At 40.1% G+C, this 16,536-nt stretch carries 10 protein-coding genes; 2 read left to right on the top strand and 8 right to left on the bottom strand.

All coding sequences use genetic code 11. The features are described from left to right. From NML75_RS06345 to NML75_RS06315, 7 genes are all read right to left on the bottom strand, one after another. A partial coding sequence (locus tag NML75_RS06345; protein ID WP_254733499.1) for a Spy0128 family protein occupies positions 1 to 5,560 on the bottom strand: 5,560 nt, incomplete at its 3' end. A 377-nt stretch (positions 5,561 to 5,937) separates the two neighbouring features. After that, a complete protein-coding gene (carB, locus tag NML75_RS06340; protein WP_254733500.1) occupies positions 5,938 to 9,114 on the bottom strand; it encodes a carbamoyl-phosphate synthase large subunit in 3,177 nt (1,058 codons plus the stop codon). Between the two features lie 201 nt (positions 9,115 to 9,315). Beyond that, positions 9,316 to 10,395 (bottom strand): carbamoyl phosphate synthase small subunit, encoded by a 1,080-nt coding sequence (locus NML75_RS06335; RefSeq protein ID WP_254733501.1) that lies wholly within the window; start codon positions 10,393 to 10,395, stop codon positions 9,316 to 9,318. Between the two features lie 49 nt (positions 10,396 to 10,444). Then, positions 10,445 to 11,368, bottom strand: coding sequence for an aspartate carbamoyltransferase catalytic subunit (locus NML75_RS06330; protein WP_254733502.1), 924 nt, complete (start codon positions 11,366 to 11,368; stop codon positions 10,445 to 10,447). Positions 11,369 to 11,385: 17 nt separating this feature from the next. Continuing rightward, positions 11,386 to 11,907 (bottom strand): bifunctional pyr operon transcriptional regulator/uracil phosphoribosyltransferase PyrR, encoded by a 522-nt coding sequence (gene pyrR / locus NML75_RS06325; protein ID WP_000850019.1) that lies wholly within the window; start codon positions 11,905 to 11,907, stop codon positions 11,386 to 11,388. A 209-nt stretch (positions 11,908 to 12,116) separates the two neighbouring features. After that, positions 12,117 to 12,746, bottom strand: coding sequence for an endonuclease III (gene nth, locus NML75_RS06320; protein WP_000244433.1), 630 nt, complete (start codon positions 12,744 to 12,746; stop codon positions 12,117 to 12,119). Beyond that, a complete protein-coding gene (locus tag NML75_RS06315; RefSeq protein ID WP_045613932.1) occupies positions 12,747 to 13,289 on the bottom strand; it encodes a YceD family protein in 543 nt (180 codons plus the stop codon). It lies immediately after the preceding gene. A gap of 168 nt (positions 13,290 to 13,457) precedes the next feature. Here NML75_RS06315 and NML75_RS06310 point away from each other — a divergent pair, with 168 nt between their 5' ends. Then, entirely contained in the window at positions 13,458 to 13,787 is a 330-nt protein-coding gene (locus tag NML75_RS06310; protein ID WP_070677888.1) for a helicase BlpT, read from the top strand. Between the two features lie 245 nt (positions 13,788 to 14,032). Further along, entirely contained in the window at positions 14,033 to 15,592 is a 1,560-nt protein-coding gene (locus NML75_RS06305) for an ATP-binding cassette domain-containing protein (RefSeq protein ID WP_254733503.1), read from the top strand. A 44-nt stretch (positions 15,593 to 15,636) separates the two neighbouring features. Here NML75_RS06305 and htpX read toward each other — a convergent pair whose 3' ends face one another. Next, entirely contained in the window at positions 15,637 to 16,536 is a 900-nt protein-coding gene (htpX, locus tag NML75_RS06300; RefSeq protein WP_254733504.1) for a zinc metalloprotease HtpX, read from the bottom strand.

Raw genomic sequence — 16,536 nt, 5'->3', positions numbered from 1 at the left:
CCTTGTTGTTAAACTCAGTATCTTCAGGCATTTGTGAAGTAAGGGTCAACACTTTACCATCCTTAGTTACAGTAACTCCAACAGTCACTACCATATTGTCATACTCAACTCCAGCCTCTGTACCTTTCACTTCTTCTACATGATAGATATGAGTGCCTTCTTGACCACGTTTGAACTCAAGAGCTGAGAACTTAATCTTACCTTCTGCATCGTTGCTTACAGTTTCAATTACGTTGCCATCTTTGTCTTTCAATACGAAGCTGAATTCTCCAGCTTTCAACGCACGACCTTCCAATTTCTTAGTGAAGTTGAATTCAACTTTTACTGGGATATTAACAACACGTTTTTCAGTTGGTTTTTCTGGTTTTTCAACTTTCTTCGTAGATGGGTTGTAGAAGTTTACAATTTGCGCTGCTGTATTTTCGATGTCTACTCCACCTTTAACGTCTGTTTTAACAGTGGCTGGGATATCGAATTTATAGTAGCGACCAAACTCGAATTTAGTTGTGTCGATGATTTGTGTATTGTCTGCGTCTCCAAGTGACTTCGTGAAGCCAGCTTTAAGCGTTGCGGTCATAACACCAGCTTCAACTGTGATGTCGAACTTGTCAGTCACATCCGAACCAGTTACTGAATCGTAAGCCTTGATAGCTGAAGAGTCTACATTAACCTTCGTTTCATCGAAGTCATCAGAAATACTTACTGATTGGATGTTATCCTTGTTGTTAGCGTCGAATTTAGTTGTATCAAGCCATACTTGGTAAACCAATTTCGCACCAGGTTTCACAGTCTTAGTATTCAAGTTTTCTGCTTCGTTGTTGTCAGTCTTATCTGCGTATGGATCTTTATTGGTATCTCCGTACTTGTCTGCCAACTCAGAATCATCATCGAGAAGCTTGTTGTCAGTAATTGAGTATTTCTCTTCAGTTACAACGTATTTCTCTGGTTGGAACTTAGGTTCAGTTGGTGGTGTTACCACGTTGTTAAACTCTTTATCAGCGATATCGCCAAGTTTAGCTACTAAAGCTTTAGCTGTCCCGTCATGTTTAACTGTGATGGTTACAGTTGCTTTCATTGTGTCGTATGTCACAGTAGCATCTGTACCTGCAACCTCTTCAACAGTGTAGTTGTGTACGCCTTCTTGACCCTTCTTGAATGTAAGAGCTGAGAATTTCACATTACCATCTTTGTCGTTGGTTACAGTTTCAACTTCTTTACCATTTGAATCTTTCAATACAAAGCTGAATTCGTTCTCTTTCAATTCACGTCCTTCTAGACGTTTAGTGAAGTTGAATTCAATAGAGATTGGTACTGAGTTTACACGTTTTTCAGTTGGTTTGCTTGGTTTTTCAACTTTCTTCGTAGATGGGTTGTAGTAGTTCACTACTTGAGCCGCAGTATTTTCGATGTCTACTCCACCTGCAACGTCTGCTTTAACAGTTGCTGGGATATCAAATTTGTAGTAACGTTCAAATGCAAATTTTGTTGTGTCAATGATTTGAGTTTTTTCTGCATCACCCAATGACTTCGTGAAGCCAGCTTTAAGAGTTGCAGTCATCACACCATTTTCAACCTTGATGTCGAATTTGTTTGTTACATCGTCACCAGTTACTGAATCGTAAGCTTTAATTTTAGAAGCAACGACATCAACCTTCGTTTCATCGAAGTCATCAGTGATTCCTACTGATTGAACGTTTTCTTTGTTAGTTGCTGAGAATTTAGTTGTATCCAACCATACTTGATAGTAGATCTTATCTCCGCGGTTAACAGTCTTGGTATTGATGTTTGCTGCTTCGTTGTTTGAAGTTCCATCAACATATGGATCAGTATTTGTTTCACCATATTTATCAGTCAACTCAGAATCATCATCAAGAAGTTTGTTATCAGTGATTGAGTATTTTGCTTCATTCAATACATACTTCTCTGGTTGGAACTTAGGTTCTGTTGGAGGAGTTACTGTATTGTTGAACTCTTTGTCAGTTGGTTCAGTTACGTTAGCAATCAATGCTTTTGCTGTTCCATCGTGTGATACTGTTACAGTTACTTCTGCCTTCATAGTATCGTAAGTGACAGTTGCGTCTGTACCTTTCACCTCTGTTACAGAGTAAGTATAAGTACCTTCTTGACCCTTCTTGTATTTAAGGGCAGTGACTTTTTCACCAGCTTTATTTGTGTACTCTACTGGAGAGAATTTAATCTTACCACCTGCATCGTTGGTTGCAGTCGCAATCACAACATTGTCGCTGTCTTTCAACTCAAATGTAAATTCGCCAGCTTTAAGCTCACGACCTTCCAAACGTTTTGTGAAGTTGAATTCTGCAGTAATTGGTACACTGTTCACACGTTTTTGAGTTGGTTTTTCAGGTGTTTCTACAGATTTACTTACTGGGTTGTAAACATGAACGATTTGGTTGGCTTTATTTTCAATATCAGCTCCTGCCTTAACTGTGTCTTTAACAGTGGCTGGGATATCGAATTTATAGTAGCGACCAAACTCGAATTTAGTTGTGTCGATAACTTGAGTATTATCCGCATCACCTAAAGACTTGTTCATAGAAGACTTGGAAGTTGCTGTGATTACAGCATTTTCAACCTTAATGTCAAACTTATCAGTTACATCTTGGCCAGTTACACTGTCATAAGCTTTGATGTCAGCAGCGTTAACTGTTACTTTTTCAGCATCATATGTATCAGAAATACCAACAGATTGGATATTGTTCTTATCTGAGAAGTTTCTAGTATCTAACCATACTTGGTAAACTAATTTATCGCCACGTTCAACTGTCTTAGTATTGATGTTTTCTGCTTCGTTATTAGTAGTTTTATCAGCGTACGGATCAGCATTGGTTTCTGTATACTCATTAGTCAATTCGTTGTCATCATCGACTAATTTAGTACCAGTGATGTCATACTTTTCTTTGTTAAGTACAAATTTTTCTGGTTGGAATACAGGCGTTTCTGGAGGAGTAATCTTGTTGTTGAATACTTTATCTTCACTACCATCAGTTGATGCTCCATTATCGTCCACACCGCCAGCAGAAACTACGTTAGTTACTGTTGTTAATGTGTGACCTTTTTTAGAAACTTCTACAGTAATCGTAGCCTTCATAGAATCGTAAACCATTCCAGCTTCTTTAGCTGCAGGTACAACTTCTTCTACAGTATAGGTATGTGTGCCAACTTTAGAGTTGTCAAACGCTATTTCTGTGAATGTTACAGTTCCATCCTTTTTGTTGGCTACAGTCTCAACTTCTTGACCATCAGAATTTTTAAGAACGAAGTTGAATTCTCCATCTTTAAGATCGCGTCCAGCCAATTTTTTCGTGAAGTCAAATTTAACTTTTACTGGTGCTACAACATAGTTGTTGAAGATTTTATCATCATCACTTGATTTGAATCCACCTTCAGCACTGTATTTAACTGTAGCTCCTAGGTCACCTTTAGAATTCTCAGTTACAGTAACGGTCATGGTAACAGTCATTGCGTCGTAATCAACGTCTATATCAGAACCCTTTTGTTCAGTGATCTTGTATTTATAAGTACCAGCTTTGTTAAAGGTAAGTTTGCTGAATGTAGCTTTTCCATCCTTGTTGGTAACAGTCTCTTCGTGCTTATCAGGAGTACTTTTCTCTTCTGTTAATTTGAAAGTAAACTCGCCGTCTGTCAAGACACGTCCGTCCAATTGTTTTTCAACTTCAGGAATTACTTCAGCTGGTTCTTGTTTCACGTAATAGTAAATAGGTTGTTTGTACGGTGTCAATGAGTTGAGCAAGTCAACGTTTGTACCGATACCATTTACTCCACGAACCAATTGTTCATTAGGAGAAAGGTGACCAATGTTATCTCCCAAGAATGGAACAAAGACAGTCTTATACGGTGTATATCCTGCAGCTTTTTGGAAGTCAAATGGAATTTCCTTACCATTTGCATAGTTTACACCTTTACTATCTGTGAAAGGAATGGTGTTAAGAGGTGATTTCTTAACATTCAATTCTTGTTTGTTATAATCACCAGGTTTAATCGGTTTCGTTTCTGCTAGCAACATGTAGCCATCAGTGCTCAAGCTACCGTCAGAACGTTTGCTTTGTTGTTTTGGATCTAGAAGATAAACACGAACGACTACTGATCCGTCTTCGTCTACAATTTCTTTAATCCGTTTAATTCCTGCACGCTCAGCGTCCATGAATTTGGTACCAACAGTATAAGGGCGGCTTACATAACCAGATGTTGAATCTGGATCTGCCGTTTGATACAATTTGTAGCCGTCAAATTGACGCTCACCAGATGCTGTGAAGTTTTGTCCTTCCATGGCTTTAGTGGTATATCTAGCCAAATCTTCTTCATTGCCATTTGGAACGTAGTCTTGAACAGTTTTATCTGTTTTATTGGCGTTAAATGTCGCATTGTTTTTGTCAACTACTCGATAGTAAGTTGTTTTATTAACAAAACGTGGGATCTTACTATTAGTATCCGTAATTGTACGACCATTATAAGCTGGTTCTACAACGTTAATAATGTCTGTTGATGTACGAGCAGCATATACAGCATCGTATAATTTTTGCTCATCTGGAGTAAGGTTGTGACCAGAAGCGACTAAAGCTTGGATACTTGCGCCAACTTCATAACCGTATTGCAGGAATGGTTGAGCTGGTTCAGCTTTACTAGCAGGTGTCCCTTTATCATAATCTACTTGATAAGTTAACTCTCCCCTCGATGCAGTCGCAGTAGTTGTAAATTTTTGAATACCACTTGATGCAGTAATCGTTCTAGTTTCTACTACATTACCAGTCGTTTTATCAATCAATTCAACAACTGTATCTGTAGAATCATCAAATCTCTTATAAGCACGAGAGTAATATTTTGTGTTGTAACGTTCGTTGAAGCGAGTAAGGTCTACGATACTATATGTATAGTAATCACCTTCTTTTCTTGCATATCCAGCTGGTACAGTTTGAGACCCAACCGTAGCTCCATTTGGATTTTGTATAGTTGGATCAACTGTTTCACCATCTTTTAGATATGTACTAACACTTACTGGTTTAGTGTTGTGATCTCCAGTAACTGCATCTTCCGTTGTAGCACGACGATTACGTACTCTTGGTTTGTTTGATTCGTCTGTAGCTGGTTTTACTTCAGTTGCTGCTGGTTTTGCTTCTTCTGCTTTTTCAACCGGCTTAGCAGTTTCCTTATTAGCAACCTCAGTCTCAGTTGAAGCAGGTTTTACTTCTTCTGCTTTTTCTGAAGACACTGGTTCAGATTTAGCTTCTTCTGTTTTAACTTCAGAAGCTGCTTTTACTTCTTCAAGCTTATTTGTCTCAACAAGCTCAGTTGTTGCAACATTTTCTACAATATTCTGTTCCTTTTTAGAGGAAGCCTCGCTGACACTATCCTTTTTCACCAACTCTGTTTTTTCTTCAGAACTTGGTTGTGTAGGAAGTTCAGAAGCTTTTACCGCACCTCCGTTTGATAACATAAAACTAAGAGTTGTTCCCAAAAATACGGATGCAACACCTACCTTATATTTCCTCAAAGAAAAACGTTGTTGTTCCTTTCTTATCATTTTGATAAGTTCTCCTTTTATATTATTTTACTATCAGCAGAAAAATTATACCATATTTGAATCTAGAATACAATATTTTTCCTGTTTTAGCACTTCTATCATACCATAAGTCTGACCTAACTTCAAATAATTATGTGCTCCTGAAATCGTTTACTTTATTATATTTTAGGTCTTTTTAACACCCTATGATTTGTTATATATACTTATATGTAAATGTGCATTATCCAGAGTTATGTCTAGTTTTTTAAAATCAATTAATTTAAAATTATACTATTTTTATATATTTAATTAGATCCAGATTTTGCATTTAATTATTTGTGAAAAATGATAGCAACGTTTTCATCAAAAAAAAGATTCTCTTACGAGAATCTTTTTTATCAGATAGCCTCTGTAACAAAGCTTCTGCTTTCTAATACTTTTAACATAGCATCCGCTGTATCCAAAGCTGTAAAGAGAGGAACTCCATGTTCAATAGCTGAACGGCGAATTTGTTCTCCGTCCTCATCTGCTGTCCGTTTGGTACCGACGGTATTGATGATTGCTTGAATTTTTCCTTTGCGGACGTAGCTTGGGATATCGTGTTCATCATGACCGATTTTACCAACAAGTTGAGTCTGTAATCCATGACTTGCAAAGAACTCCGCTGTTCCTGCAGTTGCAAGGATTCCGTAACCAATATTTTGGAAACGACGCGCTAAATCTAAAGCTTCTTCTTTTGCATCGTCTGCGATGGTAAAGACAACATTCCCAAAGGTTGGTAAGTGGAGGTATGAAGCTTCAAAAGCTTTATAGAGGGCTTTTTCAAGAGTGGTATCAGACCCCATAACTTCCCCTGTTGACTTCATTTCAGGACCAAGAAGGCTGTCTACCTTAGCTAGTTTGGTAAAGGAGAAGACTGGTGCCTTGATATGGACGCGAGTACTTTCTGGGTAAAGTCCATCTTGGTAACCAAGTTCTTCGAGACTTTGACCAAGAATCAACTTAGTCGCTACCTGTGCCATAGGGATATTGGTTACTTTTGAAAGGAACGGTACGGTACGGCTAGCACGAGGGTTTACTTCAATGACGTATACTTTCTCATCCTTGATAACAAACTGAATATTCATCATTCCAAGGCAGTTAAGACCAATAGCTAAGCGTTTTGTGTAGTCCGCAATGGTTTCTTGTACCTTTTGAGACAAGGTTTGTGGAGGGTAAACAGCCATGGAGTCACCTGAGTGGACACCAGCACGTTCGATATGCTCCATAATACCAGGGATGAGGACATTTTGTCCGTCTGAGATGGCGTCTACTTCACATTCTTGTCCAACGATATAAGAGTCGACAAGAACTGGATGGTCTGGACTTGCCTTAACCGCAGTACGCATGTAAGAACGAAGATCGTCTTCATTCTCAACGATTTCCATAGCACGTCCACCCAAGACATATGAAGGGCGAACGAGGACTGGGAAACCAATCTTGCGAGCTGCAAGCACTGCTTCTTCTTCGTTTGTTGCAGTCTGGCCAGGTGGCTGTGGAATATCCAAGTCTTTGAGAGCTTGCTCAAAGAGGTCACGGTCTTCGGCACGGTCTAGATCAGCAACTTGAGTACCAAGGATAGTTACACCAGCTTTTGCTAGTGGTTCAGCAAGGTTGATAGCTGTTTGACCACCGAACTGAACGATAACACCTTTTGGTTGTTCTAAGTCGATAACATTCATCACATCTTCGAATGTCAATGGTTCAAAGTAAAGTTTGTCTGATACAGAGAAGTCTGTTGAAACTGTCTCTGGGTTTGAGTTCATGATGATAGCTTCATAGCCAGCTGCCTGGATAGCCTTAACTGAGTGAACAGTCGCGTAGTCAAACTCAACCCCTTGACCGATACGGATTGGACCAGAACCTAGGACCAGTACAGATTCCTTTTCAGACTTGATGGATTCGTTTTCCCAACCATAAGTTGAATAGAAGTATGGAGTTTCTGACTCAAATTCTGCCGCACAAGTATCAACCATCTTGTAAACTGGGACAATCTTGTTTTCCAAACGTAGTTGGCGAACTTGGTCAGCTGTAGTATTCCAGAGTTCAGCAATCTTACGATCTGAGAAACCATTGAGTTTTGCCGTTTTTAGGACTGCTACATCTTGTGGATGTGCGCCCAATTCTTGCTCAATTTCAAAGATATGCAAGAGTTTATCAAGATAGAAAATATCAATCTTAGTCAAATCTGCAATCTCTTCTGGTGTATAACCACGACGAATGGCTTCAGATACGTAGAAAAGACGGTCATCCTGTGCTTTGACAACTTTTTCAATCAAGGCATCATCTGAAACTTCTGCAAGTTCAGGCATTTCATTGTGGTGAACTCCAATTTCAAGCGAGCGACAAGCTTTAAGGAGAGATTCCTCAATGTTACGACCGATGGCCATGACTTCTCCAGTCGCCTTCATCTGAGTTCCAAGACGGCGTTCACCTTTTTCGAACTTGTCAAATGGGAAACGCGGAATCTTAGCAACAACGTAGTCAAGGGCTGGTTCAAACATAGCATAAGTTGAACCTGTAACTGGATTGATGACCTCATCTAAGGTCAATCCTACTGCAATCTTAGCAGCCAATTTAGCGATTGGGTAACCTGTCGCCTTAGAAGCAAGGGCAGAAGAACGAGATACACGAGGATTTACTTCGATGACATAGTACTTAAAGCTGTGCGGATCAAGAGCCAACTGAACGTTACATCCACCTTCAATCTTGAGAGCGCGGATAATGCTCAAGCTAGCATCACGAAGCATTTGGTTTTCATAGTCTGACATGGTTTGCGCTGGAGCAAATACGATGGAATCCCCTGTGTGAATCCCAACTGGGTCAAAGTTTTCCATGTTACATACAACAAGGGCATTGTCAGCTGAGTCACGCATGACTTCATACTCAATTTCCTTGAAACCAGCAATGGAACGTTCAATCAAACACTGGGTAACAGGTGACAACTTCAAACCATTTTCAGCAATCTCTCGCAATTCTGCTTCGTTGGCACACATACCACCACCAGTACCACCTAGAGTAAAGGCAGGACGGACGATAACTGGGTATCCAATCGTCGCAGCAAAGGCAACAGCTTCTTCAACTGTATTTACAATTTCTGATTCTGGAATCGGTTGTTTCAGCTCTTCCATCAATTGTTTAAAGAGATCACGGTCTTCAGCTTGGTCAATGGCAGACAATTTAGTCCCTAGAAGTTCGACACCAAGTTCATCTAGGATACCATTTTTAGACAACTCCATAGCCATGTTAAGCCCTGTTTGACCTCCAAGAGTTGGAAGCAAGGCATCTGGACGTTCCTTACGGAGAATACGAGTCACAAACTCAAGTGTGATTGGCTCGATGTAAACCTTGTCTGCAATTTCCTTATCAGTCATGATGGTTGCAGGGTTTGAGTTTACCAAGACAACCTCGTAACCTTCCTCTTTCAAAGACAAGCAGGCTTGGGTTCCAGCATAGTCAAACTCAGCAGCCTGACCTATAATAATCGGACCAGAACCAATCACCATAATTTTTTGAATATCAGTACGTTTAGGCATTTCTAAGATATTAAGGGCGTCAAGCGGACAAAGCTAAAATAGGAGTTATGACGAAGAACTGTTAGTTCTAGGAATAACTATCTTTTTAGCACCGTCCGTAGCCCGTATTCAGTTCAGCAAATACGGACCACCCTTCTCCTTTCTATTCGTCGCCTCACAGGGCGACATTAAATAAATTCTCCGACGATTTCACACTCGTCATTAATTTGTTTGTTTGAAGGCTTCCATCATCTCGATGAATTCATCAAATAGATAACTTGCATCATGTGGCCCAGGAGCTGCATCTGGGTGGAATTGCACAGAGAAACCTGGTTGATATCTGTGACGCACCCCTTCAACTGACTTATCATTGATTTCTTCGTGGGTAATAATCAAGTGATCTGGTAAGTCCTCACGACTAACGGCATAACCATGGTTTTGACTAGTAAAGTCCACTCGCCCAGTTGCAATTTCTCGAACTGCATGGTTAAAGCCACGGTGACCAAACTTCATCTTGTAAGTCTTTGCACCATTTGCCATTGCAAAGAGCTGGTGACCCATACAAATCCCAAAGATTGGAATTTTGCCTAGAATCCCACGAATCATGTCGAGCGCTTCTGGAACATCTTCTGGATTCCCCGGACCGTTTGATAACATGACTCCGTCAGGATTCAAATGTAGGATTTCCTCAGCTGTAGTTGTGTATGGAACTACAGTCACGTTACAATCACGTTTTGAAAGTTCTCGTAAAATAGAATGCTTAAGACCAAAGTCTACTAGAACAACACTCAAACCAACTCCTGGAGCTGGATAAGAAGTCTTGGTAGAAACTTGTCTGATATTATCAGTCGGTAAAACAGTCGCTTTAAGTTGATCAGCAACATGATCCATACTGTCTCCAGCATGTGTCAAAGTTGCACGCATTGTCCCATGTTTACGGATAATCTTTGTAAGCGCACGTGTATCAATTCCTGAAATACCAGGAATTTTCTTAGCTTTCAAGAATTCGTCCAAGGTCATTTGATTCCGCCAGTTGCTAGCTCTACGCGCCTCTTCGAAAACTACAACTCCCTTACAAGTAGGGCTGATAGATTCGTAGTCATCACGGTTAATCCCATAATTCCCAACCAGTGGATAAGTGAAGGTCAAGATTTGCCCATTATAAGACTGGTCTGTAATGGATTCTTGATAGCCTGTCATCCCTGTGTTAAAGACGATTTCCCCTGTTACATCAATATCTGCACCGAAGGCTTTACCTTCAAAAACTGTGCCATCTTCTAAAACTAGAAGTCGTTTTGTCATATTCTCACCTCTCGTGGACGCTCACTGGCGTCTTTTAACGTTTTGTGTCTTATTTGGCTTTTCTGCTTGCCAATACGGATTCTAAGATTGCCATTCGAACAAAGACTCCATTGGTCATTTGTTGGACAATACGTGATTTTGGAGCCTCAACCAAGTGGTCAGCAATTTCTACATCTCGATTAACTGGAGCCGGGTGCATAATAATTGCTTCTTCTTTTAAGCGATTGTAGCGTTCTTGGTTCAAGCCATGTTGAGCATGATAGCTTTCTTTTGAAAAGAACGCTCCACTTTCGTGACGTTCATGTTGAACTCGAAGCAACATCAGAACATCCACCTGATCAACAATCTCATCAATGGTTACAAACTGTCCGTAGTCTGCAAACTCTTGACTTCTCCATTCCTCAGGTCCTGCAAAGTAAAGTTCAGCTCCCAAGCGCTTCAGAATTTGCATATTGGACTTGGCTACACGTGAATGGTCCAAATCACCAGCAATCGCAACCTTGAGCCCTTCAAAACGACCAAATTCTTGGTAAATTGTCATCAAATCAAGCAAGCTTTGGCTAGGATGTTGCCCTGATCCGTCTCCACCGTTGATAATGGAAGTCGTAATCGTTGGACTCGCAATCAATTCTCTATAGTAATCAACCTCTGGGTGACGAATAACACAGACATCTACACCAAGAGCAGACAAGGTCAGGATTGTATCATAGAGTGTCTCCCCCTTGTTGACTGAGCTTGTATTCACATCAAAGTCCAGTCGCTCCAATCCCAATTTAATCTCAGCAACTTCGAAAGATTTGTGCGTTCTTGTCGAATTTTCAAAGAAAAGATTTGAAACAATAGGATGGTCTTCGTAGGGTAACTGAGCACCGTTTTTAAACTCGATCCCTCGTTTAATCAATTTCATAACCTGATCCACAGTGAGATCTTCCATGGACACCACATGTTTGAGTGCTTGTTGATTTTCTGACATGGCTACTCCTTTAGCTCTTAAGCTTCTTCAGTAATCAAAACTCTATCCTGGCCATCAAGTTCTGTCATCTCAACGATGATTTCTTCAGAACGACTAGTTGGAATATTTTTCCCAACGTAATCTGGACGAATTGGCAATTCTCTGTGTCCACGGTCAACTAGTACCGCAAGACTCACGCGCGCTGGGCGACCATGTCCGACAATGTTATCGATAGCAGCACGGATTGTACGGCCTGTATAGAGCACATCATCCACCAAGATAACTTCTCGGTCTGTCACATCGACAGAAATCAATGAAGTATCCTCACCACTTTTGACATCGTCACGGAAAGGTTTTGTATCTAGTTCAACAACAGGAACTGAGATATTTTCCAATTGTTCCAAACGCTCTTGGATACGGTGAGCAATAAAGACACCACGTGTTTTAATTCCCGCTAAAATGATTTTATTCAAATCTTTGTTGCGTTCGATAATTTCATAAGTGATACGCGTAATTGCTCGCTTGACGGTTAATTCGTCTACAACTTCTTTTGTCTTCATGACAAACCTCCAAAAAGAAAAGTCTCCTTACACAAGGAGACTTGAGAATGTATAACTAAGCGAGCCCTACTGCAAACAGTATAGACTTACCCTTCTACTTTATCGAGCTCCTTGCCTGCCTCACGGGACAGGTTTAAAGGAATATTTTATTGTCATTACTATATCACAAAGCCTAGTTCAAAGCAAGTAAAAACATTCAATGCTAAGCCTTATAATGAACTAAAATCGTATAACTGTGGATAGTGATCACATTCTGGATTTTTCGGATGACAGATCGCACGACCAAAGTAAATCATAGCCTGATGGGCTGCCAACCATTCTTCTGGTGGCAAGACATCCATGACACGTTTTTCGACCTCAAGGGGCGTAGCTGATTTTTTTACAATATCGTGGTGTTTACAGATTCGCTCTACGTGAGTATCAACTGCAAAGGCCGGAATTCCGAAGCCTACGCTCAAAACTACGTTAGCTGTTTTTCGGCCAACTCCTGCCAAACTCTCTAATTCTTCCCTAGTCTGAGGGACTTGACCGTCAAAATCATCCAGTAGTTGCCGAGCACATTTTTTGAGGAATTTAGCCTTATTGCGATAAAGGCCTAGGCGAGAAATATACGAGGCAATCTCACTCTCACTTGCATCTGCCATGGTTTGTGGGGTTGGAAAAGCTGCAAAAAGGCCAGGGGTAGCCTTGTTGACTGCCGCATCTGTCGTCTGAGCAGACAGCATAACAGCAACCAGAAGTTCAAAATGATTACGAAAATCTAGACTTGGTTTCGCATCAGGAAAAAGAGCAATGATTTCCTCAATGACATGACGGGCACGTTTCTTGGATAAAACCATCTATTCGTCTCCGTCAAACAGTCCTTGCAAACCTGCAAAAGGACTATTTTCTTCTTTCTTGACTGCCTGTTGGGCTTGATACTCTTCCTCGGACATGATTTGCCAGTCATTTCCAGAAACAAATCCCTGACCAGCTTCTTCCTCAGCTGTTAGGACTTTGATAGGAATATTGAGCAAGATATTATCTGAAACACTTTCAGCCAAGTCAATTTCACCATTTTCAATCGGTAAAACTAAGTCATCATCTAGAACTTCTTGGTCCAGTTGATTGGTAGCACCTTCCATAAAGACTTCCGTTACTGGATATGATTCTTTCAATTCTACCGGTTCCATACTACGGCTAGAAGCTAGGACAATTGTATATGACAAGAGATAGTCTAGGAAAAACATTCGGTCTTCGTACTGAACCTTCCCTACTGCTTTGATATCTTTTACATCTAAAATTTCTTGATTACGAGCACGTAAGTCAGTTGCCAAGTCTAAAGTTTGCTCAAAGTGCAAGCCTTCAGGCTGCTTACAAATTTCTTGAATATTTAATTTCATACTTCCTCCATAAAGATTTACTCCCTTGATTATACCATGAAAAGAGCGCTAGCAAGGCAACTAAACTTTCAAAAAATCATTCTCTATTTTTTGATATATTTATTATGACAATTTTATTTTTTGTGCTATACTATAGGCATCAATTCATGAGCAAAGGAGGACGCTCATATGGAAGACAAAGTTCTTTTAGCTGAAGCCTATCAACTCGTTTCAGAATTAAATCAAACTATACAAAACTGTAAACAAGGATTACCTGATGATCTACGCTTACAGCAAAATATAGACGAAATTCTCAGAGCGCTTAAAAAAGCTGAGAAAGTAGACAACGCTATCTTAATTGAACTGGAAACTTTTTACCAACGGACTAGTCTTTTGATTGGACTTGGCTCACTAAAACTAAACGATCAAGCTCGCACTGCTTGGAGAAACTATGACAAGTTCCACTACGATCACGTTAAACATACATTGACACTTTACGGACCTGTTTTTGGTCTTTAATAAAAAGAGGATTTTCTGGCTTAATCTTGACAAATTTTCTCAAAAAGAGTATGATGATTGCAGCAATACTCGGAGGTAAGGGAGACATGAACAACTAAGTCTATCAAATAAAGAACCTTTATTTAGTAGATCTTGTTTCTGTCTCTTTTTGTGTACTCTTTTTTGTGGTGGATTTTCAGCCTTTTTAAAAGAGGATTTTTTGACATAGACGATTGGCTCTACTAGATAAAGTAGAGCTTTTTGTTATGCAATATAGACATTTTAGAAAGTGCAATAATATGATAAACATCAATCATCTAACTATCACACAAAACAAAGATTTACGAGACCTTGTTTCCGATTTAAATATCACCATCCAAGACGGAGAAAAGGTCGCTATTATCGGCGAAGAAGGCAATGGAAAATCAACCTTACTTAAAACTTTAATGGGCGAAAGATTAGCTGATTTCACTATCAGGGGAGAAATCAAGTCTGATCTTAGGTCCCTGGCCTACATTCCTCAACAGCTAGCTGAAGAACTGAAGAAAAAATCTTTACAGGACTACTTCTTTTTAGAGTCTACAGATTTGGACTACAGCATTCTCTATCGCTTGTCTGATGAATTACACTTTGACAGCAGTCGTTTTGCAAGTGATCAAGAAATTGGTAGTCTCTCGGGTGGTGAAGCTTTGAAAATTCAGCTCATCCACGAGTTAGCCAAACCTTTTGAGGTTCTATTTTTAGATGAACCTTCAAATGACCTAGACCTTGAGACGGTTGATTGGCTAAAAAGGAAGATACAGAAGATGAAGCAAACAGTTATTTTCATTTCCCATGATGAAGACTTTCTTTCTCAAACGGCTGATACTATCGTCCACTTGCGACTGGTCAAGCATCGGAAAGAAGCGGAAACGCTAGTCGAGCATTTAGACTATGATCGCTATAGTGAGCAGAGAAAGGCTAATTTTGCCAGACAAAGTCAGCAAGCTGCTAACGACCAGAGAGCCTACAATAAAACCATGGAAAAGCATCGCCGAGTTAAGCAAAATGTAGAAACTGCGCTTCGAGCTACTAAAGATAGTACTGCCGGTCGCCTATTGGCTAAAAAGATGAAAACTGTCCTTTCACAAGAAAAACGCTACGAAAAGGCAGCTCAGTCCATGACCCAAAAGCCACTTGAAGAGGAACAAATCCAACTTTTCTTTTCAGATATAGAGCCATTAGCCACTTCAAAAGTCTTAGTTCTACTGGAAAATGAGACTTTGTCCATTGGTGAGCGTGTTTTGGCTCAGGAGTTACAATTAACTGTCCGTGGTCAAGATAAAATCGGCATCATCGGTCCCAATGGCGTTGGCAAATCGACTCTGTTAGGCAAGTTACAACAACTACTAAGTGACAAAAGTGAGATTTCACTTGGATTTATGCCACAAGATTATCAAGAAACACTACAATTGGATCTATCTCCAGTAGAATTTCTCAGCCAAACTGGACATAAAGAGGAATTACAGAAAATCCAATCCTTCCTAGCCAGTCTCAATTTCAGTTATCCAGAGATGCACCACCAAATCCGCTCCTTATCTGGCGGTCAACAAGGTAAACTCCTTCTTTTGAATTTAGTGCTGCGGAAACCAAACTTTCTCATTTTGGATGAACCCACACGAAATTTTTCTCCAACTTCTCAACCCGAAATCAGAAAACTCTTTGCCACTTATCCTGGGGGCCTCATCACTGTTTCGCATGACAGGCGTTTTTTAAAAGAAGTCTGTAGGAGTATCTATCGTTTGACAGAACATGGTTTAGAAGTAGTTGATTTACAAGATCTCTAACTTTTGGAAATAAAACATCCAGAGAAAGTTCTCTGGATGTTTTTTTACATTTGTTTCAAACGTTCAATTCGCTCTGAAATAGGTGGATGCGTATAAAATAGTTTTTTCAAGAAACCTGGTTTTTGAGGATCATTGATATAAAGGGCACTACTAGCATCATCTACATGATGACTCATAGGTTGACTATTGTCTAATTTTTGTAAAGCATTGATCATCCCCTGAGGATTACGAGTTAGTTCCACACTTGAAGCATCCGCTAAAAATTCTCGTTGGCGAGAGATAGCTAACTGCACCAAAGTTGCTGCTAAAGGCGCTAGGACGATGGCTAGGAGAGATAGAACCAATAAAATAATCTCAAGTCCTCCACCATCACGGTCATTACTTCTACGACTACGACTATCTCCACCCCACCACATCATACGACCTGCCATACTCGATAAAAGGGTGATGGCACTGGCAAGAGCAACAGCAATGGTAGAGATTCGAATATCTAAGTTGCGAATATGACTAACTTCATGCCCGATTACAGCTTCTAACTCCTCACGATTCATGATCTCTAAAAGTCCTGACGTAGCAGCAACAGCAGCATTTTGAGGATTCGAACCGGTGGCGAAGGCATTCAAACCCGGGTCATCAATTACATAAACTCGTGGCATAGGAATCTGCGCCACCATTGCCATATCCTCGACAACATGATAGAGAACAGGTTCTTCGTTTCTATCAACCTCACGCGCACCATTCATGCTCATGACAATCTCTGTAGATTGAAAAATCATGGTCAAGGCATAGATGAAACCGATAATCATAGCTACAGTCACGCCCCAGATACCTGAGTTCATGAACAGAAAACCAACAGCATAACCAACCAAGGCTAGCAAAAGAAAGAAGACAATTAAAAGAATCCAAGTTTTACGTTTATTACTAGCAATTTGTTTGTACAGCAT

Source organism: Streptococcus sp. CF4-3 (assembly GCF_024295385.1).
Taxonomy (GTDB): Bacteria; Bacillota; Bacilli; order Lactobacillales; family Streptococcaceae; genus Streptococcus; species Streptococcus infantis_I.
This window is presented reverse-complemented; position numbering and strand designations above follow the sequence as displayed.

Bases quoted from the DNA above. Each gene is read 5' to 3' on its own strand.
- carB (WP_254733500.1), bottom strand. From the start codon at position 9,114: ATGCCTAAACGTACTGATATTCAAAAAATTATGGTGATTGGTTCTGGT.
- NML75_RS06335 (WP_254733501.1), bottom strand. From the start codon at position 10,395: ATGACAAAACGACTTCTAGTTTTAGAAGATGGCACAGTTTTTGAAGGT.
- NML75_RS06330 (WP_254733502.1), bottom strand. From the start codon at position 11,368: ATGTCAGAAAATCAACAAGCACTCAAACATGTGGTGTCCATGGAAGAT.
- pyrR (WP_000850019.1), bottom strand. From the start codon at position 11,907: ATGAAGACAAAAGAAGTTGTAGACGAATTAACCGTCAAGCGAGCAATT.
- nth (WP_000244433.1), bottom strand. From the start codon at position 12,746: ATGGTTTTATCCAAGAAACGTGCCCGTCATGTCATTGAGGAAATCATT.
- NML75_RS06315 (WP_045613932.1), bottom strand. From the start codon at position 13,289: ATGAAATTAAATATTCAAGAAATTTGTAAGCAGCCTGAAGGCTTGCAC.
- NML75_RS06310 (WP_070677888.1), top strand. From the start codon at position 13,458: ATGGAAGACAAAGTTCTTTTAGCTGAAGCCTATCAACTCGTTTCAGAA.
- NML75_RS06305 (WP_254733503.1), top strand. From the start codon at position 14,033: ATGCAATATAGACATTTTAGAAAGTGCAATAATATGATAAACATCAAT.
- htpX (WP_254733504.1), bottom strand. From the start codon at position 16,536: ATGCTGTACAAACAAATTGCTAGTAATAAACGTAAAACTTGGATTCTT.